24 protein-coding genes are annotated in these 26,410 nt (G+C 63.5%); 20 read left to right on the plus strand and 4 right to left on the minus strand.

Annotated elements, in window-relative coordinates; genetic code table 11:
- The first annotated feature begins 3 nt into the window (after nt 1–3).
- The 5 genes from cobW (at nt 4) to AB4Z53_RS17880 (ending at nt 6,531) form a co-directional block, all read left to right on the plus strand.
- Nucleotides 4–1,068, plus strand: a complete 1,065-nt coding sequence (gene cobW / locus AB4Z53_RS17860) for a cobalamin biosynthesis protein CobW (RefSeq protein WP_441596850.1) — start codon at nt 4–6, stop codon at nt 1,066–1,068.
- A 102-nt stretch (nt 1,069–1,170) separates the two neighbouring features.
- Nucleotides 1,171–4,953, plus strand: a complete 3,783-nt coding sequence (gene cobN / locus AB4Z53_RS17865) for a cobaltochelatase subunit CobN (RefSeq protein ID WP_441596851.1) — start codon at nt 1,171–1,173, stop codon at nt 4,951–4,953.
- Nucleotides 4,954–5,098: 145 nt separating this feature from the next.
- Entirely contained in the window at nt 5,099–5,743 is a 645-nt protein-coding gene (cobO, locus tag AB4Z53_RS17870; RefSeq protein ID WP_043617391.1) for a cob(I)yrinic acid a,c-diamide adenosyltransferase, read from the plus strand.
- The gene (locus AB4Z53_RS17875) at nt 5,743–6,168 is read left to right on the plus strand and encodes an EamA family transporter (protein ID WP_060520612.1); all 426 of its coding nucleotides are present in this window, start codon (nt 5,743–5,745) and stop codon (nt 6,166–6,168) included. The genes cobO and AB4Z53_RS17875 overlap by 1 nt, the downstream gene beginning before the upstream one ends.
- A 42-nt stretch (nt 6,169–6,210) precedes the next feature.
- Nucleotides 6,211–6,531 carry a hypothetical protein gene (locus tag AB4Z53_RS17880; protein WP_441596853.1) on the plus strand — a complete coding sequence of 107 codons (321 nt, stop codon included), beginning with the start codon at nt 6,211–6,213 and terminating at the stop codon, nt 6,529–6,531.
- Nucleotides 6,532–6,538: 7 nt separating this feature from the next.
- On the opposite strand, the gene AB4Z53_RS17885 is transcribed toward AB4Z53_RS17880, so the two are convergent.
- Complete coding sequence (locus AB4Z53_RS17885; protein ID WP_291160598.1) at nt 6,539–7,132, minus strand: methyltransferase family protein; 594 nt, start codon at nt 7,130–7,132, stop codon at nt 6,539–6,541.
- Nucleotides 7,133–7,898: 766 nt separating this feature from the next.
- The gene (locus AB4Z53_RS17890) at nt 7,899–8,684 is read right to left on the minus strand and encodes a TSUP family transporter (protein ID WP_113539331.1); all 786 of its coding nucleotides are present in this window, start codon (nt 8,682–8,684) and stop codon (nt 7,899–7,901) included.
- Between the two features lie 569 nt (nt 8,685–9,253).
- Between AB4Z53_RS17890 and AB4Z53_RS17895 the strand changes: the two genes are divergently transcribed.
- From AB4Z53_RS17895 to AB4Z53_RS17920, 6 genes are all read left to right on the plus strand, one after another.
- Nucleotides 9,254–9,688, plus strand: a complete 435-nt coding sequence (locus AB4Z53_RS17895) for a cobalamin biosynthesis protein (protein WP_441596855.1) — start codon at nt 9,254–9,256, stop codon at nt 9,686–9,688.
- Nucleotides 9,689–9,818: 130 nt separating this feature from the next.
- Nucleotides 9,819–10,658 (plus strand): uroporphyrinogen-III C-methyltransferase, encoded by an 840-nt coding sequence (cobA, locus tag AB4Z53_RS17900; protein WP_441597014.1) that lies wholly within the window; start codon nt 9,819–9,821, stop codon nt 10,656–10,658.
- Nucleotides 10,655–11,956 carry a cobyrinate a,c-diamide synthase gene (locus AB4Z53_RS17905; protein ID WP_441596857.1) on the plus strand — a complete coding sequence of 434 codons (1,302 nt, stop codon included), beginning with the start codon at nt 10,655–10,657 and terminating at the stop codon, nt 11,954–11,956. Before cobA ends, AB4Z53_RS17905 begins: the two co-directional genes overlap by 4 nt.
- Nucleotides 11,953–12,972, plus strand: coding sequence for a threonine-phosphate decarboxylase CobD (gene cobD / locus AB4Z53_RS17910; RefSeq protein WP_441596859.1), 1,020 nt, complete (start codon nt 11,953–11,955; stop codon nt 12,970–12,972). The genes AB4Z53_RS17905 and cobD overlap by 4 nt, the downstream gene beginning before the upstream one ends.
- Nucleotides 12,973–13,944, plus strand: coding sequence for an adenosylcobinamide-phosphate synthase CbiB (gene cbiB / locus AB4Z53_RS17915; protein ID WP_441596861.1), 972 nt, complete (start codon nt 12,973–12,975; stop codon nt 13,942–13,944).
- Nucleotides 13,945–14,092: 148 nt separating this feature from the next.
- On the plus strand, nt 14,093–14,521 hold the full coding sequence (locus AB4Z53_RS17920) for a L,D-transpeptidase (protein ID WP_291160615.1): 429 nt from the start codon (nt 14,093–14,095) through the stop codon (nt 14,519–14,521).
- 289 nt (nt 14,522–14,810) lie between these two features.
- Here the strand turns inward: AB4Z53_RS17920 and AB4Z53_RS17925 are convergent, their stop codons facing one another.
- On the minus strand, nt 14,811–15,548 hold the full coding sequence (locus AB4Z53_RS17925) for a Crp/Fnr family transcriptional regulator (RefSeq protein WP_113539338.1): 738 nt from the start codon (nt 15,546–15,548) through the stop codon (nt 14,811–14,813).
- A 217-nt stretch (nt 15,549–15,765) separates the two neighbouring features.
- On the opposite strand from AB4Z53_RS17925, the gene hemN reads away from it, so the two are divergent.
- The 8 genes from hemN (at nt 15,766) to AB4Z53_RS17965 (ending at nt 23,980) form a co-directional block, all read left to right on the plus strand.
- Nucleotides 15,766–17,115 carry an oxygen-independent coproporphyrinogen III oxidase gene (gene hemN / locus AB4Z53_RS17930; protein WP_441596864.1) on the plus strand — a complete coding sequence of 450 codons (1,350 nt, stop codon included), beginning with the start codon at nt 15,766–15,768 and terminating at the stop codon, nt 17,113–17,115.
- A 146-nt stretch (nt 17,116–17,261) separates the two neighbouring features.
- The gene (locus tag AB4Z53_RS17935) at nt 17,262–17,546 is read left to right on the plus strand and encodes an acyl carrier protein (RefSeq protein ID WP_089044188.1); all 285 of its coding nucleotides are present in this window, start codon (nt 17,262–17,264) and stop codon (nt 17,544–17,546) included.
- A gap of 130 nt (nt 17,547–17,676) precedes the next feature.
- On the plus strand, nt 17,677–18,162 hold the full coding sequence (locus tag AB4Z53_RS17940; protein ID WP_291160627.1) for a 3-hydroxyacyl-ACP dehydratase FabZ family protein: 486 nt from the start codon (nt 17,677–17,679) through the stop codon (nt 18,160–18,162).
- Between the two features lies 1 nt (nt 18,163).
- A complete protein-coding gene (locus AB4Z53_RS17945) occupies nt 18,164–19,366 on the plus strand; it encodes a beta-ketoacyl-ACP synthase (RefSeq protein ID WP_113539341.1) in 1,203 nt (400 codons plus the stop codon).
- A gap of 12 nt (nt 19,367–19,378) precedes the next feature.
- Nucleotides 19,379–20,662, plus strand: a complete 1,284-nt coding sequence (locus AB4Z53_RS17950; protein ID WP_113539342.1) for a beta-ketoacyl-ACP synthase — start codon at nt 19,379–19,381, stop codon at nt 20,660–20,662.
- A 271-nt stretch (nt 20,663–20,933) separates the two neighbouring features.
- A complete protein-coding gene (locus AB4Z53_RS17955; protein ID WP_065376515.1) occupies nt 20,934–21,962 on the plus strand; it encodes a zinc-binding dehydrogenase in 1,029 nt (342 codons plus the stop codon).
- An 11-nt stretch (nt 21,963–21,973) separates the two neighbouring features.
- Complete coding sequence (locus AB4Z53_RS17960) at nt 21,974–22,903, plus strand: lipid A biosynthesis lauroyl acyltransferase (RefSeq protein ID WP_441597016.1); 930 nt, start codon at nt 21,974–21,976, stop codon at nt 22,901–22,903.
- 366 nt (nt 22,904–23,269) lie between these two features.
- Nucleotides 23,270–23,980, plus strand: coding sequence for a PAS domain-containing protein (locus AB4Z53_RS17965; RefSeq protein WP_113539343.1), 711 nt, complete (start codon nt 23,270–23,272; stop codon nt 23,978–23,980).
- 109 nt (nt 23,981–24,089) lie between these two features.
- On the opposite strand, the gene AB4Z53_RS17970 is transcribed toward AB4Z53_RS17965, so the two are convergent.
- On the minus strand, nt 24,090–24,590 hold the full coding sequence (locus AB4Z53_RS17970) for a hemerythrin domain-containing protein (RefSeq protein WP_441596867.1): 501 nt from the start codon (nt 24,588–24,590) through the stop codon (nt 24,090–24,092).
- A gap of 188 nt (nt 24,591–24,778) precedes the next feature.
- Between AB4Z53_RS17970 and ccoN the strand changes: the two genes are divergently transcribed.
- Entirely contained in the window at nt 24,779–26,410 is a 1,632-nt protein-coding gene (ccoN, locus tag AB4Z53_RS17975; protein ID WP_441596869.1) for a cytochrome-c oxidase, cbb3-type subunit I, read from the plus strand.

The following is a 26,410-nucleotide window of genomic DNA, read 5'->3' on the forward strand; positions in this document are numbered from 1 at the left end:
TCCATGACCACTGCGAGAGCCAACCAGGGCAAGATCCCGGCGACCGTCATCACCGGCTTCCTTGGCGCCGGCAAGACGACGATGATCCGCAATCTGCTGCAGAACGCCGACGGCAAGCGCATCGCGCTGATCATCAACGAGTTCGGCGATCTCGGCGTCGATGGCGACGTGCTGAAGGGCTGCGGCGCCGAGGCCTGCACCGAGGACGACATCATCGAGCTCACCAATGGCTGCATCTGCTGCACCGTTGCCGACGATTTCATCCCGACCATGACCAAGCTGCTCGAGCGCGAAAACCGTCCTGACCATATCATCATCGAAACCTCGGGCCTCGCCTTGCCGCAGCCGCTGATCGCCGCCTTCAACTGGCCGGATATCCGCAGCGAAGTGACCGTCGACGGCGTCGTCACCGTGGTCGACAGCGCTGCCGTTGCCGCCGGCCGCTTTGCCGACGATCATGACAAGGTTGATGCGCTGCGCGTCGAGGACGACAATCTCGACCATGAAAGCCCGATCGAGGAACTGTTCGAGGACCAGTTGACCGCTGCCGATCTCATCGTTCTCAACAAGACCGACCTGATCGACGCCTCCGGCCTCAAGGCCGTGCGCGACGAGGTGTCTTCGCGCACCAGCCGCAAGCCGGCCATGATCGAGGCGAAGAACGGCGAAGTCGCCGCTGCCATCCTGCTTGGCCTCGGTGTCGGTACGGAAAGCGATATCGCCAACCGCAAGTCGCATCATGAAATGGAGCATGAGGCGGGCGAGGAGCACGACCACGACGAGTTCGACAGTTTTGTCGTCGAGCTCGGTTCGATCGCCGATCCCTCGGCCTTCATCGATCGCCTGAAGGGCGTGATTGCCGAGCACGACGTTCTGCGCCTCAAGGGCTTTGCCGACGTGCCCGGCAAGCCGATGCGTCTCCTGATCCAGGCGGTCGGCGCCCGCATCGACCAGTATTATGATCGTGCCTGGGCTGCCGGCGAAAAGCGTGGCACGCGCCTTGTCGTCATCGGCCTGCACGACATGGACGAGGCGGCGGTTCGTGCCGCGATTGCTGCGCTCGTCTGATCACTCGTTGAATGAAATGATCTAACGCATTGAAATAATGCAATTCCGGACGGAAACCGCTTCAAGCGTTTCCGTTCGGAATTGCCCGAACGGACAAGACGAATGCATCTGCTTCTCGCCCAGAAAGGAACGATCGCCGACGGCAACGAGGCAATCGACCTCGGGCAAACGCCGGCCGACATCCTGTTCCTGTCGGCCGCCGACACCGAGCTTTCCTCGATCGCCGCCGCCCATGGCCGCCGCGACGGAGGCTTGAGCCTGCGCATCGCCAGCCTCATGAGCCTGATGCACCCGATGTCGGTCGACACTTACGTCGAGCGCACGGCGCGCCATGCGAAGCTGATCGTCGTCCGGCCGCTCGGTGGCGCCAGCTATTTCCGCTATCTGCTGGAAGCCCTGCATGCCGCTGCCGTCACCCACCGTTTCGAGATCGCGGTGCTGCCCGGCGACGACAAGCCGGATCCGGGGCTGGAGCCTTTCTCCACCGTTGCGGCCGACGACCGCCAGCGCCTCTGGGCCTATTTCACCGAAGGTGGCGCCGATAATGCCGGGCTGTTTCTCGACTATGCCGCGGCGCTGGTCACCGGTGCCGAGAAGCCGCAGCCGGCCAAGCCGCTGCTGAAAGCCGGCATCTGGTGGCCGGGTCGGGGCGTGATCGGGGTTTCGGAATGGGTGCAGGTCGTCGCCGGCGTTGGTGCCGACAAGACGGACAGGGTGGAAGTCCAACCCACAATCGCCATCTGCTTCTATCGCGCGCTCGTCCAGAGTGGCGAGACACGGCCGGTCGAGGCGCTGATTGATGCTTTGGCGAAACAAGGCGTCCGCGCGCTGCCCGTCTTCGTTTCGAGCCTCAAGGATGCGGTTTCCGTCGGCACGCTGCAGGCGATCTTCTTAGAGGCAGCACCCGATGTGGTGATGAATGCCACCGGTTTTGCGGTCTCGTCGCCCGGTGCCGATCGTCAGCCGACCGTGCTGGAATCGACCGGCGCGCCTGTCCTGCAGGTGATCTTCTCCGGCTCGTCGCGGGCGCAGTGGGAGACGTCACCGCAGGGGCTGATGGCGCGCGATCTGGCGATGAACGTCGCGCTGCCGGAAGTCGACGGCCGCATTCTTGCTCGCGCCGTCTCGTTCAAGGCGGCGTCGATCTACGACGCCAAGGTCGAGGCCAATATCGTCGGGCACGAGCCGCTCGAAGACCGGGTGCGCTTTGCCGCGAACCTTGCCGTCAATTGGGCGAAGCTGCGCCGCGCAGAGCCCGCCGAGCGCCGCATCGCCATCGTAATGGCCAACTATCCGAACCGCGACGGTCGCCTCGGCAACGGTGTCGGACTCGATACCCCGGCCGGTACCGTCGAGGTGCTCGGCGCCATGGCGCGGGAAGGCTATGCGGTCGGCGAGGTTCCCGCCGACGGCGACGCGCTGATGCGCTACCTGATGGCCGGCCCGACCAATTCGGCAAGCCAAGACCGCGAAATCCGTGAGTGCATTTCGCTGAAAGATTACAAAACGTTCTTCGATTCGCTTCCGAAACAGATAAAGGATCAAGTTGCCGGTCGCTGGGGCGCGCCGGAGACCGATCCGTTCTTCCTCGATGACGCCTTCGCGCTGCCGCTCGCCCGCTTCGGCGAAGTGATCGTCGGCATCCAGCCGGCGCGCGGCTACAACATCGATCCGAAGGAAAGCTACCATTCGCCGGACCTTGTGCCGCCGCATGGCTATCTCGCCTTCTACGCTTACCTCCGCCAGCAGTTCGGTGCGCAGGCGATCGTGCACATGGGCAAACACGGCAATCTCGAATGGCTACCGGGCAAGGCCCTGGCGCTGTCGGAGACCTGTTATCCCGAGGCGATCTTCGGGCCGCTGCCGCACATCTATCCCTTCATCGTCAACGATCCGGGCGAGGGTACGCAGGCCAAGCGCCGCACCAGCGCGGTCATCATCGATCACCTGACGCCGCCATTGACGCGCGCCGAGTCCTACGGGCCGCTCAAGGATCTCGAAGCGCTGGTCGACGAATACTACGATGCCGCCGGCGGCGACCCGCGACGCCTCAGGCTCCTGAGCCGCCAGATCCTTGACCTCGTGCGGGACATCGGCCTCGACAGCGACGCCGGCATTCACAAGGGCGACAGCGACGACAAGGCGCTCGAAAAGCTAGACGCCTATCTCTGCGACCTCAAGGAAATGCAGATCCGCGACGGCCTGCACATCTTCGGCGTCGCGCCGGAGGGGCGGCTCTTGACAGATCTGACCGTGGCACTGGCGCGCGTCCCGCGCGGTCTCGGCGAGGGCGGCGACCAGAGCCTGCAGCGGGCGATCGCAGCGGATTCGGGGCTCGCCTTCGACCCGCTCGACTGCGTCATGTCAGACACCTGGACGGAGCCGAAACCGGCACTCCTCGCCGACCTCTCGGACGCCCCCTGGCGCACCGCCGGCGATACGGTGGAGCGCATCGAGTTGCTGGCCGCACATCTCGTTGCGGGCGAAGAGGCCTGTCCGGAAAGCTGGTCGAACACCCGTGCCGTGCTCGACGAAATCGACGCCCGCCTCAAGCCCTCGATTTCAGGCTCGGGCGCTGCGGAGATGGCCGGTTTCCTCACCGGCCTCAGCGGCCGCTTTGTCGCGCCCGGTCCCTCCGGCGCGCCGACGCGCGGGCGGCCGGATGTGTTGCCGACGGGGCGCAATTTCTATTCGGTCGACAGCCGTGCGGTGCCGACGCCGGCGGCCTACGAGCTTGGCAAGAAATCCGCCGAACTCTTGATCCGCCGCTATCTGCAGGATCACGGCGAGTGGCCATCCTCCTTCGGGCTCACGGCCTGGGGCACGGCGAACATGCGCACCGGCGGCGACGACATCGCCCAGGCTCTGGCGCTGATCGGTGCCAAGCCCACTTGGGACATGGTCTCGCGCCGGGTGATGGGCTACGAGATCGTGCCGCTTGCCGTGCTCGGCCGCCCGCGCGTCGACGTGACCTTGCGCATTTCCGGATTCTTCCGCGATGCCTTCCCGGATCAGATCGCGCTCTTCGACAAGGCGATCCGCGCCGTCGGCGCGCTGGAAGAGGACGACGCCGACAACATGATCGCGGCGCGCATGCGCGCCGAGGCCCGACGGCTGGAGGCGGAAGGTGTCGAAGCCCCCGAGGCTGCACGCCGCGCTTCCTACCGCGTCTTCGGCGCCAAACCCGGGGCATATGGCGCCGGCCTGCAGGCGCTGATCGACGAGAAGGGCTGGGAAACCAAGGCCGATCTCGCCGAGGCCTATCTGACCTGGGGCGCCTATGCCTATGGCGCCGGCGAAGAAGGCAAGGCCGAGCGCGACCTCTTCGAGGAACGTCTGCGTACGATCGAGGCAGTGGTGCAGAACCAGGACAACCGCGAGCACGACTTGCTCGACAGCGACGACTACTACCAGTTCGAAGGCGGCATGAGTGCTGCTGCCGAACAGCTCGGCGGACACCGGCCGGCGATCTACCACAACGACCATTCCCGGCCGGAAAAACCTGTGATCCGTTCGCTGGAAGAAGAGATCGGCCGCGTGGTCCGGGCGCGCGTCGTCAATCCCAAATGGATCGATGGCGTCATGCGCCACGGCTACAAGGGCGCCTTCGAGATCGCCGCCACGGTCGATTACATGTTTGCCTTTGCGGCAACCACGGGGGCGGTGCGCGACCATCATTTCGAGGCGGCCTATCAGGCCTTCATCGTCGACGGGCGCGTGGCCGATTTCCTGCGCGACAAGAACCCGGCCGCTTTTGTCGAGCTTGCCGAACGCTTTCTCGAAGCGATCGACCGCAATCTCTGGACGCCGCGTTCGAACTCGGCGCGCTTTGAACTCGCGGGCATCAGCAATGCCGCAACACGGCTTCGCGCCGGCAACGAATAGAGCGGTTCCGTAGGGCGGTTTTCCGTCCGGAATTGCTTGGAAGCAAAGACCTGGTTCCGTTTCGCTGTTCAGTGAAGCGCGAAAAGGAACCGAAGCGGGACGAGGGCGGCTGCCCATCCCGAACTTGAGAACTGAGGGAGTGATCATGAGCGACGAGACGACAGTAGGCGGCGAAGCCCCGGCCGAAAAGGACGATGCCCGCCACGCCATGAAGATGGCGAAAAAGAAGGCGGCCCGCGAAAAGATCATGGCGACCAAGACCGACGAGAAGGGTCTGATCATCGTCAACACCGGAAAGGGCAAGGGCAAGTCGACCGCTGGCTTCGGCATGATCTTCCGCCATATCGCCCATGGCATGCCCTGCGCCGTCGTGCAATTCATCAAGGGCGCGATGGCGACCGGCGAGCGCGAGCTGATCGAGAAGCATTTCGGCGATGTCTGCCAGTTCTATACGCTGGGCGAAGGCTTTACCTGGGAAACGCAGGACCGCGCCCGCGACGTGGCCATGGCGGAAAAGGCCTGGGAGAAAGCGAAGGAGCTGATCCGCGACGAGCGCAACTCGATGGTGCTGCTCGACGAGATCAATATTGCGCTGCGCTACGACTATATCGACGTCGCCGAGGTCGTGCGCTTCCTGAAAGAGGAAAAGCCGCACATGACACATGTGGTGCTCACCGGCCGCAACGCCAAGGAGGACCTGATCGAGATCGCCGATCTGGTGACCGAGATGGAGCTGATCAAGCATCCGTTCCGCTCCGGCATCAAGGCGCAGCAGGGCGTGGAATTCTGATGAGCCAGAGCTGGCAGTTCTGGGCACTGCTTTCGGCGGCCTTTGCTGCATTGACGGCGGTGTTTGCGAAGGTCGGGGTTGCGCAGATCAACTCCGACTTCGCGACGCTGATCCGCACCGTCGTCATCCTCTGCGTGATCGCCGCCATCGTGGCGGCGACCGGGCAATGGCAGAAACCATCGGAAATCTCCGGGCGCACCTGGCTGTTCCTGGCGCTGTCCGGCCTTGCCACCGGCGCCTCCTGGCTTGCCTATTTCCGCGCGCTGAAGCTCGGCGACGCGGCCCGTGTCGCCCCCATCGACAAGCTCTCGATCGTCATGGTCGCTATCTTCGGCGTGCTCTTCCTCGGCGAAAAGCTCAACCTGATGAACTGGCTCGGCGTCGCCTTCATTGCTGCCGGGGCGCTGCTTCTGGCGGTGTTTTGAGAGAGGTTGAGCGCACCAGCCATCCGCGTATTTGTTCACTGAATGTTCGCCTCAATCAAGTCATGGCTCTTGAACTATCGGGTCTGGGCGGTCGTGGCATTGCTGACGATGCTGCTCCACCACTTTCTCAGAGCCGTCCAGCCGATTGTCGCCTTCGTCATCCTCTCGCTGTCAGCCTTTCTCGTCGGAGGCGGGATGGCCCATAGCCTGAGTGAAGACGTGCTCAGGAAGAGCGTGCCGATTTCGGTCGAGGCCTTCCTCGCGCTTGGTTTGCCCAGCGTGGTGGCCGGTCTTTCGGCGGTGTTCCTGATCCGTCGGGTTTCGTCGCGCAGTTCGGCCGACGCCGAGAGCGTCGCAGCCTGAGCCCTTGTCAGAGCCACCTGCGGACACGTTGGCGATAGGCGTTGTAGGCGTTGCCGAAGGAGCGGGCGAGGTGGGTTTCCTCCCCGCGGATCTGGTAGGAGATCGAGATCCAGGCGGAAAGGGTGAGTGCCACCGACACGACGTTGGGCACCGCCAATACGGTGCCGATCAGCGCGGTGACCATGCCGACATAGATGGGGTTGCGCGAGAAGGCATAGAGGCCCGAGGTGACGAGCGGGGCATCCTGTTGTTCGGGGATCCCGATCTTCCAGGAATGGCGCATCGCCCATTGCGACAGCATCGTCAGCCCGCCGCCAAGCACCATCAGCAAAAGGCCGGCGGCGCGGAGGATGGGGGTGTCGAGTACCGGGATCCGCCCAAGGGTGGCATCGACGGATGCTGGAAGCATCGCGACCGCCAGCAGGTGGATCACCAGTGCCGCAACGATGACGCGGAAAAGCTTGGCCGCAAACCCCTCGGCATCGTCGCCATAGGTCAGCACCACCGGCGAGCGGCCGGATTGCACGCGGCGCAGGCTCGCCAGCGCCAGAGTGAAGAGGCCGACGACAAGCATCAGGATGGCGGGAAGGGTGGTGGACATCGGGACCTCTGGAGCGAGTGGAATGGCGAAAAGACATTTGGCGGGGTCGGTGGCCGTATCTGGCCACCTGTCCACGAAACATTTTCACCACCTTCTGCAATCTCTAGCGGCTAGAGGTTCAAGAGGCCGCCTTGCTCGACTTTCGTCTTGGTTAGCGGATTTTCACTGCGAGGATGACAGGACCACACGCGGCGTACACCTCTTTCTGCGCAACCCGACCCTGAAACGGCACGCGCGCAGCCGTTTGATTGGGATGAGGCTGGTAGCTCTATTCGACGCCAGGCGAATACGCCCGTTATCTGGCTGTGCGATCGCCTCTTGATGAGGCTGCCGGAAGCACGCATATAGACGCTCGACATGGTTTAGATCGCGGGTGAAGCTTGAAGACCTTTGCTAGAGTTGCGTTTGCTGTCGCATCGCTTTTGCTAATTGTTTCGTGCAGCGAAACCGGTTCATCCCAAACGACCAGGACCAGCGCATCCGCAGTCCAGAAGGTGGAGAAAGCAAAGGCGGCTCCGACGCCAAAAATGAGCCGAAAGCAAAGAGCCGCGGCCGAAGCCGAGGCAAAGGCGCGTGCCGAAGCGCGCAGCCCCCGGCAATGCAAGACCCCCAAGCAGATTTGTGGCTACGGCGCGGGGCCTGCAGGCGAAGAATGCTCGTGCTGGTCGACCACAGGCGCGCCGGACGTTGGTGTAACGGTCAAGTGACGTTCGCCTAAGTCGCGTACATTGCTGCGTTTTCTGCGAGCCAGGACCGTGCGCTGGCCTTAAAGCCCCAGCCAGATCCTCAAGGGATGCGACGGATCGGCGAGCAGCCGGATGGCGAGCGCGATCGAGACGATGACGAGCAGCGGCTTGATGATCTTGGCGCCCTTGGCCATGGCATAGCGCGAGCCGACCTGGGCGCCGAGGAACTGGCCGACGCCCATCATCAGGCCAACCTTCCAGAGGATGGCGCCGAAGAAGAGAAAAACGCCAAACGCGCCGATATTGGAGCCGAAGTTCAGGAACTTCGTGTGCGCGGTCGCCTTCAGCACGCCGAAGCCGGCGAGCGTGACGAAGCCGAGCATGAAGAAGGAGCCGGTGCCAGGCCCGAAGACACCGTCGTAAAAGCCGATCAGCGGCACCAGCGTCAACGTGAAGACGAAGGGCGTGATGCGGCGGTGCTGGTCGACGTCGCCCATGTTCGGCTTCAGGCCAAAATAGAGCGCGATGGCGATCAGCAGGAAGGGAAGCACGGCCTTCAGCACGTCGCCAGGAACGACAGTTGCGAGCAGCGCCCCGAACACCGAGCCCAATCCCGACATCAGCGCCATCGGCAACTGTTCTTTCAGGTTCACGTGGCCGCGCCGCGCATAGGAAAGGCTTGCCGAGCCTGAGCCGAACAGCCCCTGCAGCTTGTTGGTGCCGAGCGTCTGCAGCGGCGGGATGCCGGCGATCAGCATGGCGGGAATGGTGATCATGCCACCGCCGCCGGCGATCGAATCGATGAAGCCGGCGATGAAGGCGGCAACGAACAGGAAGGCGAGCAGGTGGAAGGCGAGGTCTTGCACGGGAGGGACGAGGTCTTGCACGGGAGGGACTCTGGGAGGGAGACTTGAGCTTTGCCGCCTTGTGTCAGAGCCGGACACGATTTGCAAAGCCTTCTGTAGTGGCCCTGCTTGCCCTCACGGTGGCCGCACTTCGAATCTTTCACAGAATCAAAATCTTGTGCTGAGTCGCTGTGTTTTCGGATGGAAACGCTGGCGATCGAGCGGCAGCCGAAGGAGGCCACCGTCGCGATCCACCGGGCAACCGTTCGCCTTCGCCAATCGCGACATGGCGATGGCGCAATCCGGTTTGACCGGTCTCCCGCACTCCGGTAAAAATGACGGATATGCGACGGCGTCCGCTTCGGCGGACTGAAAGAGCGTCCGGTGCGGCCGACCCAGCCAGGGGGCCATCAGCCGGTGCTGTCCAGATCGGCCCGGGACGGATTGTTCCAGCCGGCGCTTCGTTAAGGAGAACCGACGAAGGGGGCCGGCCGCCGATGGCATCGGTTAGGGGATCGAAGCAGTTTCAGCAAAAACGCGCAGCGGATTTGGGTGCCGAACTGCGTGACAATAACGCTGTCGCACAGACGATGAGAGCAGGCACCGGGCTGGTGCTCGGGCTCGGCTGCGAGCGTCGCACGCCGGCCGAAGAGGTGATCGCCCTCGCCGAGCGCGCCCTGGCGGATGCCGGCGCCACCGCCGACGATCTGCGGCTGGTCGCCTCGCTTAATGCCCGCGCGGAAGAACCGGCGATCCTGGCGGCGGCCGACCATTTCTCGGTACCGACCGCGTTCTACGATGCGGCCACGCTCGAAGCCGAAGCCTCCCGGCTCGCCAACCCTTCCGAGATTGTCTTTGCCCACACGGGCTGCCATGGCGTTGCCGAGGGTGCCGCACTCGTCGGCGCCGGCAGCGAAGCGGTGCTGATCGTGCCGAAGATCGTCTCCGCGCATGCGACGGCGGCGCTTGCCGGGCCGGTGAGCTTGCGTGCGGAACTGGGCGATCAGGTGGCGGAGGCTGTCTGATGTGCTCTTATGTTGTTGAATTGAATCAATCTTTTGTCCGGGTTTGCTGTGAAATGGAATCCGGTTCTTTAGAGATCGCGTCAGGTGCACCGTCAGGCGGTGCCGGGATACAGGTAGGGCAGCACGGATGATCGACGACCTCTTTGCCGGATTGCCGGCGCTCGAGAAAGGTTCGGTCTGGCTGGTCGGCGCCGGTCCGGGTGACCCGGGCCTGTTGACGCTGCATGCGGCCAACGCGCTGCGGCAGGCGGATGTGATCGTGCATGACGCGCTGGTCAACGAGGACTGCCTGAAGCTCGCGGGGCCAGGCGCCGTGCTGGAGTTTGCGGGCAAGCGCGGCGGCAAGCCATCGCCGAAGCAGCGCGATATTTCGCTGCGTCTGGTCGAGCTTGCACGCGCCGGCAACCGCGTGCTGCGGCTGAAGGGCGGCGATCCCTTCGTCTTCGGCCGTGGCGGCGAGGAGGCGCTGACACTGGTCGAGCACCAGATTCCGTTCCGCATCGTGCCCGGCATCACCGCCGGCATCGGGGGCCTGGCCTATGCCGGCATTCCGGTCACCCACCGCGAGGTCAACCACGCCGTCACATTCCTGACCGGTCACGATTCCTCCGGCCTGGTGCCGGACCGCATCAACTGGCAAGGCATCGCCAGCGGTTCGCCGGTCATCGTCATGTACATGGCGATGAAGCATATCGGTGCGATCACCGCCAACCTGATTGCCGGCGGCCGCTCGCCGGACGAGCCGGTCGCCTTCGTCTGCAACGCCGCGACGCCGGAGCAGGCAGTGCTGGAAACGACGCTTGCGCGCGCCGAGGCCGATGTCGAGGCAGCAGGCCTGGAGCCACCGGCGATCGTCGTCGTCGGGGAGGTCGTCCGGCTGCGTGCAGCGCTCGACTGGATCGGCGCGCTCGACGGGCGCAAGCTTGCGGCCGACCCCTTCGCCAATCGCATTCTCAGGAACCCGGCATGAGCGGACTGCTGATCGCCGCACCGTCGTCCGGCTCCGGCAAGACGACGGTGACGCTGGGGCTGATGCGCGCCTTGAAGAAGCGCGGCGTTGCGATCGCGCCCGGTAAGGCGGGACCTGACTACATCGATCCAGCCTTCCATGCGGCGGCGACCGGCGAACCCTGCTTCAACTACGATCCCTGGGCGATGCGCCCGGAACTGCTGCTTGCCAACGCGTCCCATGCGGCCGCCGGCGGGTGCACCCTGATCGTCGAGGCGATGATGGGGCTCCATGATGGTGCTGCCGACGGCACCGGTTCGCCTGCGGACCTTGCCGCGACGCTGAACCTTGCCGTCATCCTCGTTGTCGATTGCGCCCGCATGTCCCATTCGGTTGCGGCGCTGGTGCGCGGCTACGCGGATCATCGCGACGATATCAGTGTGGTCGGCGTCATCCTCAACAAGGTCGGCAGCGACCGACACGAGATGATGCTGCGCGATGCGCTTCAGCGAGTGGACATGCCCATTTTCGGCGTGCTCAGGCAGGACAGTGCGCTGCAACTGCCGGAGCGTCATCTCGGCCTCGTGCAGGCGGGCGAACATGGCGCGCTCGAAGGTTTCATCGGGGCAGCCGCCGAGCGCGTGGAGGCGAACTGCGACCTCGATGCGATCGGCCGGGCGGCCGAGATTTTTCCGCACCGGCCGGAAACGGAGATCGCGCGCTTCCGTCCGCTGGGGCAGCGCATCGCGATCGCGCGCGATATCGCCTTTGCCTTTTGCTACGAGCACCTGATGTTCGACTGGCAGAAACGCGGCGCCGAGATTTCCTTCTTCTCGCCGCTCGCCGACGAGGCGCCGGATCCGGCAGCCGATGCCGTCTATCTGCCTGGTGGCTATCCGGAGTTGCATGCGGGAAGACTCAGCGCAGCCTCCCGCTTCCGCTCCGGCATGCATTTTGCGGCCGAGCGCGGCGCCCGGATCTTTGGCGAATGCGGTGGTTACATGGTGCTCGGCGAAGGGCTTGTCGCCGCTGATGGTGCACGCTACGACATGCTCGGCCTGCTGCCACTCATCACCAGTTTTGCCGAACGCAGGCGGCACCTCGGCTACCGCCGCGTGGTGCCTGTCGACAACGCCTTCTTCGATGGACCCATGACGGCGCACGAATTTCATTATGCGACCATCGTCGCCGAAGGTGCCGCCGACCGGCTGTTTGCGGTGAGCGATGCGGCCGGCGAGGATCTCGGCCGGGCGGGTCTGAGGCGCAGCAACGTCGCTGGCTCCTTCATGCATCTGATCGACATCGCGGGCGCCGCATGAGCGCGCCGATCATTCACGGCGGCGGCATCACCGAAGCCGCAGTGCGCTTTGGCGGCCGGCTTGAAGACTGGCTCGACCTTTCGACCGGCATCAACCCATGCCCCGTCGCCTTGCCCGCGGTGCCCGAGCGCGCCTGGCACCGGCTGCCGGACCGGCAGACGGTGGACGATGCGCGGCTGGCGGCCGCGGAGTATTACCGCACCGAGGGCGTGCAGCCTTTGCCCGTCCCCGGTACGCAGTCAGTGATCCAGTTGCTGCCGCGTCTCCTGCATGAAAACGCCAAGACGCCTGGAAACACACGCGTCGCGATCTTCGGGCCGACCTACGGCGAATATGCCCGCGTGCTGTCGGCCGGAGGCTTTGTCGTCGATCGCGTCGAACATGCCGCCGCGCTCACTGCCGCCTATTGCCTCGTCATCGTGGTGAACCCCAACAACCCGACCGGCCGCGCCTTTGTGCCATCAGAGCTTCTGGCAATCGCCGCAAGTCAGAAGGCGAACGGCGGACTGCTGCTGGTCGACGAGGCCTTCGGCGATCTGCAGCCGGAATTGAGCGTTGCCGGCCATGTGCCGGGGCAGGGCAATCTCATCGTCTTCCGGTCCTTCGGCAAGTTCTTCGGGCTTGCGGGCCTGCGCCTCGGCTTCGTCGTCGCGACGGAGCCGGTGCTTGCGTCCTTTGCCGATTGGCTCGGTCCCTGGGCCGTCTCCGGCCCGGCGCTGACCATCTCGAAAGCGTTGATGCAGGGCGATACGACGGCGATTGCGACCGGTATCCTCGAGCGGCGCGCCGGGCTCGATGCCGCTCTCGATCGGGCAGGGCTCAAGCGCATCGGCGGCACGGGGCTCTTCGTGCTGGTCGAGCATCCGCGGGCGGCTCTGCTGCAGGAGCGCCTCTGCGAAGCCCATATCCTCACGCGCAAGTTCGACTATGCGCCGACCTGGTTGCGGATCGGCCTGGCGCCGGACGCTGCGGGCGACCGGCGGCTGGCGGATACGCTTGCCCGGATGGAGCTCTGAATGTCGGAGACCATCCTTCTCGTTCTCGCACTGGCGCTGGTGATCGATCGCGTCGTCGGTGATCCGGATTGGCTCTGGGCGCGCGTGCCGCATCCGGTCGTGTTCTTCGGCAAGGCCATCGGTTTTTTTGACGACAGGCTGAACCGCGAGGATCTGGAGGAAGGCGCCCGCAAATTTCGTGGCGTCGTCACGATCGTGCTGTTGCTTGGCCTCAGCGCCTGGATCGGCCATCTGCTGCATCGCCTGTTCGCCGTCTTCGGTCCTCTCGGCTATCTGCTGGAGGCGGTGCTGGTGGCGGTCTTCCTGGCGCAGAAGAGCCTTGCCGATCACGTGCGTCGCGTGGCGGAGGGCCTGCGACAGGGTGGGCTCGAAGGCGGGCGGGCCGCCGTTTCGATGATCGTTGGTCGCGATCCGAAGACGCTCAACGAGCCGGCCGTTTGCCGTGCGGCGATCGAAAGCCTCGCCGAGAATTTCTCCGATGGCGTCGTGGCGCCGGCCTTCTGGTACGCGATTGCCGGCCTGCCGGGCCTTCTCGCCTACAAGATGCTGAACACCGCAGATTCGATGATCGGCCACAAGTCGCCGAAATATCTGCAGTTCGGCTGGGCCTCGGCGCGGCTCGACGACCTCGCCAACCTGCCGGCCGCACGGCTTTCGATCCTGCTGATCGCCGCGGGCGCGCTGATCCACCGTGGCAGGCGCGCTGCCAAGGATGCGCTGGTTGCGGCGCTTCGAGATCGTGGCCTTCATCGCTCGCCGAATTCCGGCTGGCCGGAAGCGGCCATGGCCGGCGCGCTCGACCTGCAGCTTGCAGGCCCGCGTGTCTATGGCGGTGTTAAGGTCAGCGAGCCGATGATCAACGGTCCGGGTCGCACTGTTGCCGGTAGCGAAGACATCGATGCCGGCATCGCGGTATTCTATGGCGCCTGCACGGTGATGACCGTTTTTGTTCTTGTCGTCGCGATGATTTGATCGTTTCGGCGGCGCTGGTCTTGCGAAACCGAGTTTCGCGTTAAGACTTTGCTTTCCATATGTATTAAGATTGCTTCATACTCAGCCGGTTATTCTCTTCGGACGTCTCGTTCCACCGGAAAGTGTCTGTCATCCCGGAGAGAGAAGTATGCGGAATGCGTTTTTGACTGTGCTCGTCGCCGCGTTGATGCAATTTTCCGCTCAGCCGGCCAACGCCGCCAATCTCATTGCCGACATCAGCCTGTCCTCGCAGACCATGACCGTGACGCAGAACGGCATCGTCATGTATCGCTGGAAGGTTTCGACCGCGCGCAAGGGCTATGTCACGCCGCGTGGCAACTGGCAGGCAAAGTGGCTGTCGCGCTACCATCGCTCGAGCAAATACGACGACGCGCCGATGCCCTATGCCGTCTTCTTCAATGGCGGCTATGCGATTCACGCCACCTATGACATCAAGCGGCTTGGACGCCCGGCGTCGCACGGCTGCGTGCGGTTGCACCCGAACAATGCCGCAGAGTTCTTCGCGCTCGCGCAGGAATATGGGCTGGCGAATACCCGCATCGTCATCACACGCTGACGTCCGGACTGCTGACGAATCCCCGTTTCTCCTCTCGTTGACGGGCCTGACCCGTCATCCGCCTGCCGGCACCTTCTTCCCGCGGGCGGGGAGAAGGGACGTCGGGGCAGCGCTCGTGCTCACCGTTTGGCCGCTCAAGAGCGTGCCGCAGACGACATTGTTGCGGTCGTCCTCGTTCCCTTTCCCCGCATGAGGGGAGAGGGAAAGGGTGAGGGACAGTCCTGCCAGCAGATGAGAGGAAATCTACGTGATCCGCTAAGACCGTGGCCCGCTTGTCAGCGCACTCGGCTCAGTCGATCCCGGCCACATGCATCAGCCGCTCGAGGCTCGGCACGGTGACGTGGCGGCTGTTTTCGATGCGGATGACGTTTTCCTTGCGCAGCTTGGTGATCTGCCGGCTGACGGTTTCGATCGTCAGGCCGAGATAGTCGGCGATGTCGGCGCGGGAAAGCGGCAGGTCGAATTCGTTCGCGGTGCCCTCTTCCGGGTGGATATGGGTGGCGATGATGTAGAGGAAGCTCGCCACCTTCTCCTGAGCCGTCTTGCGGCCGAGCGTCAGCATCCAGTCGCGCGCCTCGTCGAGCTCCTTCAGCGCCTGCTCGTGCAGCCGGTGTTCGAGGTTCGGCGCCTCGGAAACGAGCCGCTCGATGACGTTGCGCGGGAAGCAGCAGATGTCGGTGTCCACAGCCGCTTCGGCCGTCAGCGCGCTTTCGCGGGTGAAGGGGCGGCCCATGAAATCGGGAGCAAACTGCAGGCCGACGATCTGCTGGCGGCCGTCGTGGAGCACCTTGCTGAGCTTGACGACGCCCGAGATGATGTTGGCGTAGCTGTCGGTCGTCTCACCCTGGCCGACGACTTCGCGGCCGGGCTCGATGCTGCGGCGAGTCGAGTGGCGGCTGAGGTCGAGAAGCTGATCCGGGGTGAGCGTCCCGCATACGCCGCCATGACGCGCCTCGCAGGCGGCGCAGACGGTCGGAATGTCCGAGTTATGGATATCCTTGCGGCGATGTTCGTTCACGATCTGCAATTCTTTCTACCTGCATGTCGATGCTCTCTGGGATGACCAAAGAGGATGCTGGTCGTTAAATCAAGAGTTGACAGGTGCTAATTTCGAAAGCGCGAAACAATGTCTCACGTTGAATTGCGCATTGTCAATTTTAACGTGTTAATTCGGCAACTTGATCAAAATCAAAGGCACCCTTGGCCATCCGTCCTATGCCAACTTCATGACAGTGGAGAGACCGATGGAAGACGCGCTCATCCTCAAGCATGCAGGCCCAGTGCCGCGCTACACCAGCTACCCGACCGCCCCGCATTTCTCCGAGACGGTGGGCTCTGCGGACTATGAAAGCTGGCTCGGGACGATCGGCCCCGACGAGGCGATCTCGCTCTATGCCCATATTCCCTATTGTGACCGGCTCTGTTGGTTCTGTGCTTGCCACACCAAGCAGACGCTGCGCTACGATCCAGTCGCGACCTATCTCAAGGGACTGCATCGCGAGGTTGCAGAGGTCGGCGGGCGGGTGAGCCGCGGGGCTAGGGTGACGGCGCTGCATTTCGGCGGCGGTTCACCCACGCTCGTCCGGCCGGACGACATGGTCGCGCTCAAGCGCGCCTTCACCGAGAGTTTCACTTTTGCGCCCGATTGCGAGATCAGCGTGGAGATGGATCCGAACGACCTCGACGAGGCACGCCACGATGCGCTTGCGGCGATCGGCATGACGCGGGCGAGCTTCGGCATCCAGGATTTCGACCCGGTGGTGCAAAAGGCAATCAACCGCATCCAGACCTATGAGCAGACACGCGGCGCGATCGAGGCGGCGCGGACGAGGGGCGTGCACTCGGTCAACTGCGATGTTCTCTACGGCTTGCCCTACCAGAGCCTGCAGTCGCTGGAGTGCACCATGGAGGCGGTGCTGACGCTTGCCCCCGATCGAGTCGCGCTCTTCGGCTATGCGCATGTGCCGTGGATGAAGACGCACCAGAAGATGATCCCTGACGAAAGCCTGCCCGGCATCGTCGAGCGCTTCGCCCAGATGACCCGGGCTTCCGAAATGCTGCTGGCGGCCGGATACGAGGCAATCGGCATTGACCACTTCGCAAAGCCTGAGGACAGCCTGGCGCGGGCCAGCCGGGAAGGGAAGCTCCGCCGCAATTTCCAGGGCTATACGGATGACGCCGCCGAGACGCTGATCGGTCTTGGCGCCTCGGCGATCGGCCAGTTTCGTCAAGGTTATGTCCAGAACATGCCGGCAACCGGCGAATACCTGCGCCATGTGGAGAGCACGGGGTTGGCGGCTGTTCGCGGCTACCATTTCACGCCGGACGACCGGCTGAGAGCAAAAGTGATCGCCGACATCATGTGTCGCTTCGCCTTCTCCTTCGACGAGGTCGAGCAGGCATTTCCGGGGTTGGCCGCCGTCGTGATCGAGGAAGCGCGGCTCTATCGGGCGCGCGATGCCGATGGTCTGACGACGATCGAAAACGGCACCTTCCGCCTGACCGAGCGCGGACGGCCCTTTGCCCGCTCGGTGGCGGCCGCCTTCGACGCCTATCTCGGCAATGGCCGCGGCCGGCATTCGGTGGCTGTTTGAGCGGCTGAGGCCTCTATGCGAACCAGCGGCGCGCGGCGCTCTGGCAACACCGATTTCAATTCGCAAGCTGTTGCAATCAAGGCCATTGGCTTTTGCAACGCATTTACCTATAGGATCGCCGAGACTCGACATAAGAATAAAGAGGTATGCGCGTGACAGCTACATTCGACAAGGTTGCCGACATCATTGCGGAAACGAGCGAGATCGATCGCGAGACGATCACGCCGGAAAGCCACACGATCGACGATCTCGGCATCGACAGCCTGGACTTCCTCGACATCGTGTTTGCGATCGACAAGGAATTCGGCATCAAGATCCCGCTCGAGCAGTGGACGCAGGAAGTCAACGAAGGCAAGGTTTCGACCGAAGAATACTTCGTTCTGAAGAACCTCTGCGCCAAGATCGACGAACTGCGGGCAGCCAAGGGCTGATCGGGCTTTCGCCCGAGCCTTGCTACTCGATTTCCAATGCCGCCCGTCGCGCCCCGCGCTTGACAGGCGGCATTGGCGTTTTTACTTGAGCCCGAAACGAACGGCCCGAAAACGAACAGGGTGAGCCTCAATGCTCCTTGAATACTTCCAGATGATCGATCGTGTCGAAACGGTCGATCTTTCGGCTGGCCGACTGACGGCGCGCTCCGTGGTGCCCGAGAAGAGCCCGGTATTCGAAGGCCATTTCCCAGGCTATCCGCTGGTTCCGGGCGTGCTTCTGATCGAAACAATGGCGCAGGCTTCCGGTTTCCTGGTGCTGGCCGCCACCAATTTTGCAGCCATGCCCTTCCTGATGTCGGTCGACGGCGCCAAGATGCGAACCTTCGTCGAGCCCTCGGCCGAACTCGAGATCGAGGCTTTCCTCGAACATGAGGGTTCGGGCTTTGCCGTGACCAAGGCGAAGATCACCTCGGCCGGCAAGAAGGTCTGCGATGCCCAGCTGAAACTGAGAACGATGCCGTTCGATCAGGTTCCGCTCGGCGATATCGTGCGCAAGCGGGCCGAGGAACTGGGCCTGATGGCGGCTCTTTCGGCGGCAGCCGGTTCGGAGAAGTAAGATGAGCAAATCCGCAAACGACGTTGTCATTACCGGCGTCGGTATCGTCACCAGCCAGGGCGTCGGCGTCGAGCCGCATCTGGCGCTGCTTACCGCCGGCACGTCGCCGGCCGTGCGCGTCGAGACCGAGAAGTTCAGCCCCTATCCGGTGCATCCGTTGCCGGAGATCGACTGGTCGCAGCAGATCGCCAAGCGTGGCGACCAGCGCCAGATGGAAAACTGGCAGCGTCTCGGCGTTTTTTCCGCGGGCCTGGCGCTCGACGATGCCGGTCTCAAGGACAATCTCGAAGCCTGCGGCAGCATGGACATGATCGTCGCCGCCGGTGGCGGCGAGCGCGACATCAATGTCGACTCGCTGATCGTCGACGAAGCGCTGAAGCGCAACGACCGCGAACAGCTGCTGAATGAAAAGCTGACGACCGAATTGCGCCCGACGTTGTTTCTCGCCCAGCTTTCCAACCTGCTCGCCGGCAACATCTCGATCGTGCACAAGGTCACCGGTTCGTCGCGCACCTTCATGGGCGAGGAAGCGGCCGGCATCTCGGCGATCGAAACCGCCTTTGCCCGGATCAAGGCCGGCCAGTCGACGCATACGCTCGTCGGCGGCGCCTTCTCGGCAGAGCGTCTCGACATCATCCTCCTGATCGAAGCCATCCAGGGCCATGCGCTCGGCGACTGGCACCCGATCTGGTCGCGCAGCAAGGATAGTGGCGGCGGCATGATCCTCGGTTCGGTCGGCGCCTTCCTGGTGCTGGAATCGCGCGAATATGCCGAAGCCCGCGGCGCCCGCATCTATGCCTCGATCGACGCGATCGGCGGCGACCGCGGCGCGCGCGATGGCGGCAAGCTGGAAGCCCGCCTTGAAGACCTCGCAAAACCTGCGGAAAAGCTCGACCCGACCTCGACCATCGTGTTCTCCGGTACCTCCGGTTTCCATGACCTCGTGGCACGCGAAAGGGCGTTCCTCGAGGCGAAGCTGGCCGGTGCGCCGGTGCGCGCCTATGGCGGCCTTGTCGGGCACAGCATCGAGGCACAGTTCCCGCTGGGCCTGGCGCTTGCGGCTCTGTCGCTGGGTGAGGGCGCCAAGGTGCCGGCTTTCGATGCCGGTGCTGAAAAGCCGATGACGGCAGCGGCCAAGGCTGCGGTGGTGACCACCGTCGGCCATTCGCGCGGCGAAGGCGTCGCCGTGCTTTCGGCGGAATAACAGGAGCGGACCATGAGCAACGCTTACAAGGATCACCTCGGCCGTCCGATCATCGCCGTCACCGGCATGGGCGTCATCACCTCGCTCGGCCAGGGCGTCGAAGACAACTGGGCAGCGCTTTCGGGCGGCGTCTCGGGCATCCACAAGATCACCCGTTTCCCGACGGAGGGTCTGAACACCCGCATTTCCGGCATGGTCGATTTCATCGACATCCCCGCCGCCAACTCCGTCGAGCGTTCCTATGCCATGGCGCGCGAAACAACGCTGGAGGCCTTGGCGCAGGCCGGAATCTCCGGCGATTTCAACGGCCCCTTGTTCCTGGCTGCCCCGCCGGTTGAGCCGGAATGGAGCGCTCGCTTCGAGCTCGCCGATCGTTCGCCGCCCTCGGAACAGCCGGGCGATGCCTATAACCGCTTCCTCGCCGCGATGCGTCAGAAGGCCGATCCCGTGTTTCATGAGGCCGTGCTCTTCGGCTCGATCTCGGAACGCCTTGCCGATCGCTTCGGCACGCGCGGCCTGCCGGTGACGCTGTCGACTGCTTGTGCATCGGGCGCGACCGCGATCCAGCTCGGCGTCGAGGCGATCCGCCAGGGCCGCACCGAGCGCGCGCTGACGGTTGCGACCGACGGCTCGGTCAGCGCCGAGGCCCTGATCCGCTTTGCGCTGCTTTCGGCGCTCTCCACCCAGAACGACCCGCCGGAGAAGGCATCCAAGCCATTCACCAAGGATCGCGACGGTTTCGTGATTGCCGAAGGTGCAGCGACGCTGGTGCTCGAATCGCTGGAAGCAGCCGTTGCTCGTGGCGCCCGCGTCTATGGCATCCTGAAGGGTTGTGGCGAGAAGGCCGACCTCTTCCACCGCACGCGCTCCTCGCCGGACGGTGGGCCGGCCATCGCGACGATCCGGGCGGCGCTGGCCGACGCCGGCATCGATGAAACCGGCATCGGCTACATCAACGCTCACGGCACCTCGACGCCCGAGAACGACAAGATGGAATACCTGTCGATGTCGGCCGTCTTCGGCGACCGCCTGCCGTCGATCCCGGTCTCGTCCAACAAGTCGATGATCGGTCACACGCTGACGGCTGCCGGTGCGGTCGAGGCGGTGTTCTCGATCCAGACGATGCTGACCGGCACGCTGCCGCCGACGATCAACTACCAGAATCCCGATCCGGCGATCGTGCTCGACGTGGTGCCGAACGTGAAGCGCAGCCAGCAGGTGACTGCGGTGCTGTCGAACTCCTTCGGCTTCGGCGGTCAGAACGCCAGCCTGGTGATGATGGCCGAGCCGGCCTGAGCCGGAGATCGGTCGAGCGAAATACCCCCTCGGGCCTGCCGGCCATCTCCCCCACAAGGGGGAGATCGACGCGCGGTCGGCCGATCGCTTCAATAGCAAGGCTCGCACCAGGAGCTTTTATTGAAGGGCAAGGGGGTGCCACATCCAAATCTCCCGTGGGGGAGATGCCCGGCAGGGCAGAGGGGGTACAGCGCCACCCTCTGTAGAATGGCGACATGTCCACAAGACGTGTATATGCCGCCTGTCGATCTGAACATTTAAAGGAAGAACCATGCGCGCCCTGCAACTGCTCGATGACCGCAAGCTTGAAATCACCGACATTCCGGAACCGGAAGCGCCCGGCCCGGGTGAGGTGACGCTGCGCGTCAAGGCAGTGGCACTCAACCATATCGACGTCTGGGGCTGGCGCGGCATGGCTTTTGCCAAGCGCAAGATGCCGCTCGTCATCGGTGCTGAGGCATCGGGTGTCGTTGACAGCATCGGCCCGGGCGTTTCGAGCGTGCTGCCGGGGCAGCTGGTCTCGATCTACGGCGCGCGCACCTGCGGCCTCTGCCGCCCATGCAAGGAAGGCCGCGACAATCTCTGCGAACATGTCGGCGGCGTTCACGGATTCCACCTCGACGGATTCGCGCAGGAGAAGATCAACCTGCCGGCGCGCCTGCTGGTACCGGCCCCTCCGGGTGTCGATGCGGTTGCAGCAGCCCTTGCTCCGGTCACCTTCGGCACGGTCGAGCACATGCTCTTCGACAATGCCAAGCTCGAGCCCGGCGAAACCATTCTCGTTCATGCCGGCGGGTCCGGCATCGGTTCGGCGGCGATCCAGCTTGCCAAGAAGATCGGTTGCACCGTGATCACGACCGTCGGCTCGGATGACAAGATCGAGAAGGCGAAGGCGCTCGGCGCCGATCACGTCATCAACTACCGCACCGACCGCTTCGAGGGCGTGGTGCGGAAGCTCACCAAGAAGAAGGGCGTCGACGTCGTGTTCGAACACGTCGGCAAGGACACCTGGGCGGGCTCGATGCTCTGCATGAAGCGTGGCGGCCGTCTCGTCACCTGCGGCTCCACCTCGGGCGTTTCCACCGACATGAACCTGATGATGCTGTTCCAGCAGCAGCTGAAGCTGCTCGGCTCCTTCGGCTGCCGCATGGAGAACATGGCGAACGCCATGCAGAAGATGGCCCGCGGCCTCGTTCATCCGGTTATCGACACTGAAATCAGCCTCGATCAGATCGACCGGGCGCTGGAGCGTATGGAATCGCGCCAGATCTTCGGCAAGATCATCCTGAAGATGGATTGATCGACGTGCGCATGCTGATCACACGGCTGGTGCTGGCGGCGGATCGTTTCCGCCAGTGGCTGATCGCGCAGTTCGTGTTCCTGCTACTGACGATCCTGAAGATGTTCCCGGCCGATGGCGCGATCAACTTCATGGATCGCGCGGTGCGCTTCATCGGCCCGAGGACCGGCCGCCACAAGCTGACGCTGACCAATCTGCGCAACGCTTTTCCGGAGAAGAGCGAGGCCGAGATCGAGGCGATCGCGCTCGAAAGCTGGGGCAACATGGGCCGCATGGCGGCCGAATACGTGTTTCTCGACCGTCTGTTCGATTTCGATCCGGAGCGCACGACGCCCGGTCGGATCGAAGTGTCGGGCATTCCCCTGTTCCTGGAACTCCGAGACAATCCGCGTCCCTTCATCGTCTTCACGGCGCATAGCGGCAACTTCGAGATGCTGCCTGTTGCAGGCTCCGCCTTCGGTCTCGACGTGACGGTACTCTTCCGGCCGCCGAACAATCCGTATGTGGCGGAAAAGGTGTTCAAGTTCCGCGAGGAGCGCATGGGCAACCTCGTGCCGTCCCATGCGGGCTCCTCCTTCGCGCTCGCCCGCCAGCTCGAGCGCGGCCAAGGCGTTGGGGTTCTCGTCGATCAGAAGTTCCGCAAGGGACTGAAGACCAAGTTCTTCGGCCAGGACGTGCAGACCAATCCGCTGCTCGCCAAGCTCGTGCGTCAGTTCAACTGCGAGGTCTATCCGGCCCGCTGCATCCGTCTGCCGGGCGGGCGTTTCCGGCTGGAGATCGAGCCGGCGATCACCATTCCGCGCAAGCCGGATGGCAATGTCGACGTCACCGCCACGGCCCAGGTGCTGAACGACAAGGTGGAAAGCTGGGTGCGCGAATATCCCGGCCAGTGGCTCTGGTATCACGACCGCTGGCACATCAAGCGCTATCTCAAGGATTGATTCCCTTCGCCGCGAGCGATCGCGCTCGAGCTTCCTTCCGCGGAGCTTGATAATTCCGGACGCGTGGATACCGCCCTCGGCGGTCTCCATGCTTCTGCCCGTTTGCGGCAGCACATGCCGGTTTTGTCCCGAAAATGCTTCAAAAGGTTAAGTTTTTCTTTCTGCTGTTGAACGCTAATGCAATGAGTGTAAACTCCTCGTTGTCTTTCAACGGGGAAGACTGCAAGCGCTTTGGGTGGCCGGAGCGGTGTGGTTTTACACGGAAAGGGTGGGGACGCGCCAAAAACTAGATCAGTGTCAGCAGCATGACGCCTATTTTGTAAGTGCATCGAAGCGGCTCTGCCGTGGGGGAATTGGGGTTTCGAATTGAACGCACTGATTGAGCTGTTCTGGTTCAAGTATTCGCAGCTGCAGTATGCCGTACGTACGGCAGACGAGCATTTGATCAGCATTCTGGATCGCGAATTGGATCCGATCCTTCGTTCCGTCTACGACGAGAAGGCGGTGAGCGTCGAAGACGCCCGACTTCAGTTCCAGTTTCTGATCGACATCCTGCGCGTCGAGGCCGACGACATCTCCTGCGTGCTCAGGCACTCGCAGTTGCTGCAATCGCTGATCAACCGCTATTTCGCCGCGACCGGCGCGGAAAAGTTCGCCGACCTGCAGCTTGAACGCCTGCCGGCGCAGCCGAGCAAGGGCAGGGCGGACGAGGGGCTCCTCAACGAGGCCATCCTCGACAGTTTCCCCGATCGGATCGCGGTGATCACGCCCGACTACCGCTACCTCTATACCAACCCGCTCAACGCCAACCATCTGGCGAGCCGCCCGATGGATCTGATCGGCCGGCACATCGTCGAGTTCATCGGCATCCAGCGTTTCGAACAGCGGGTGAAATCCTATCTCGATCGCTGTTTTGCCGGCGAGGTGGTCGACTATACCTTCGCCAAGACCGTCGATGCGCGCACGGTCGTGGTGCGCTGCCGGCTGACGCCGTGCACGTCGAGCAATGGCAAGCTCATCGGTGCGATCCTGGTGATCCAGGAACATGCCGACCGTCGCCGCGCGATCGCGGCCTGAGGCTCAACCCTGCGGCACCAAGCCAAACGATTCCCTGAACGACAACGCGCGACCGGAATACGATCGCGCGTCATTCTGCCTTTGCCATCCGGCCCAGCCTATAGCGCCTTCACCCGGCCGGTGCGGTGATGCTGCGCAGACATTCCTGCTCGAAGCCGACATGGCGGCGCAGGCTGGTAAAGAAGCCGCGCAGCATGTAGCCGGCGGTCTCGGCATTGACGGACTGGTCGGCGGCGCCGAGGCGCTCCAGCATTTCCGTCAGTTCTTCGGCGAAGCATTCGTCTTCGCAATGCTCGTATTTCAGCCGCTCCAGCGTCGAGCCGATTGTCGGGTCGCTGCGGAAGGTGCGCTCGATCCACGGAAACACCAGGCTTTCCTCGCCGGAATGCATCTCGCGGATCATCGGTCCGAGCACCTTGGCGGCGTAGACGCATTTCTGCCGGTCGATCTCGGCGGGCAGACTGTCGGCGATTTCCTCGAGACTGTTGCAGAGCGCGAGCTGTTCTTCATGTGCGCGGGCGAGCCATGCGAAGGGCTCGGCCATCGGGATGGGGCGGGGAGGCGGCTCTGGCCGGCTCCGGATTCGTCCATCCTCAAATGTCTTTTTCATCGGCTTCAGACGCCAGCTCCCATGGCGCTCCCTATTGTTTGCCGAGGATGATGCATTCGAGGTGCTCCAGCCTTGATCTGAATCAAGGCCAGGCTGCCCCGATTCTGACACTTTCCGGCAAGCTGCAGTGGCGTGCCTTGTTCAGGGCGCGTCGCCGCGTGCGTTCGGACCAAGTTGGGGACCCAACCATGAAATACACATTCGAGATGATCCTGCTCGGGGTCGGTGCTTTCCTGGCGCTTGTCGGCGCCGGGTTTGCGCAGGACCGGCACTTTGAAGCCCATATGTGGGTGCTGTTCTTCGTGCTCCTCGCCGGCACCATCCTGCTGATGCGACGCATCGAGTTCAGCCCGGTTTCCGCGGGCAGGACGCCACCACAACCGCCGCAGTCGGAATATTTCGACGACGTGGTCAAGTATGGCGTGATCGCCACGGTCTTCTGGGGCGTCGTCGGCTTTCTCGTGGGCGTCGTGGTTGCGCTCCAGCTCGCCTTTCCGGACCTCAATATCGAGCCCTGGTTCAACTTCGGCCGCATGCGGCCGTTGCACACCTCGGCGGTGATCTTCGCCTTCGGCGGCAACGCGCTGATCGCGACGTCCTTCTACATCGTCCAGCGCACCAGCCGCGCGCGTCTTTTCGGCGGCAATCTCGGCTGGTTCGTGTTCTGGGGATACCAGCTCTTCATCATCATGGCGGCCACCGGCTACCTGCTCGGCATCACCCAGTCGAAGGAGTATGCGGAGCCGGAATGGTATGTCGACCTGTGGCTGACGATCGTCTGGGTCGCCTATCTCATCGCCTTCCTCGGCACGCTTCTGACGCGCAAGGAGCCGCATATCTATGTGGCCAACTGGTTCTACCTCGCCTTCATCGTCACCATCGCGATGCTGCACATCGTCAACAACCTGGCGGTTCCCGTCTCCTTCCTCGGCTCGAAGAGCTACTCGGCCTTTGCCGGGGTGCAGGACGCGCTGACACAATGGTGGTACGGGCATAACGCCGTCGGCTTCTTCCTGACGGCCGGCTTCCTCGGCATGATGTATTACTTCATCCCGAAGCAGGCCAACCGCCCGGTCTACTCCTACCGCCTGTCGATCATCCACTTCTGGTCGCTGATCTTCATGTACATCTGGGCGGGTCCGCACCACCTGCACTATACGGCGCTGCCAGACTGGGCGCAGACGCTCGGCATGGTCTTCTCGGTTATGCTGTGGATGCCCTCCTGGGGCGGCATGATCAACGGTCTGATGACGCTTTCGGGCGCTTGGGACAAGATCCGCACCGACCCGATCATCCGCATGATGGTCATGGCCGTTGCCTTCTACGGCATGGCGACCTTCGAAGGTCCGATGATGTCGATCAAGACGGTCAATTCGCTCAGCCACTACACCGACTGGACCATCGGCCACGTGCATTCCGGTGCGCTCGGCTGGAACGGTCTCATCACCTTCGGCGCGATCTACTATCTCGTTCCGAAGCTGTGGAACCGTGAGCGTCTCTACAGCGTGCGCATGGTCAACTGGCACTTCTGGCTCGCCACCCTCGGCATCGTCGTCTACGCGGCGGTCATGTGGGTTGCCGGCATCCAGCAGGGCCTGATGTGGCGCGAGTACGACGACCAGGGCTTCCTCGTCTATTCCTTCGCCGAATCGGTCGCGGCCATGCTGCCCTACTACGTGCTGCGTGCTCTTGGCGGCGCACTGTTCCTCGCCGGGGCTCTGCTCATGGCCTTCAACGTAACAATGACCATCCTCGGCCGCGTGCGCGACGAAGCCCCGATCTTCGGTGCTGCTCAGCCCGCACTGAAAGCTGCGGAATAG

Origin of the sequence: Ensifer sp. 2TAB8, assembly GCF_052115125.1 — a bacterium.
In the GTDB taxonomy this organism is placed as follows: domain Bacteria; phylum Pseudomonadota; class Alphaproteobacteria; order Rhizobiales; family Rhizobiaceae; genus Ensifer.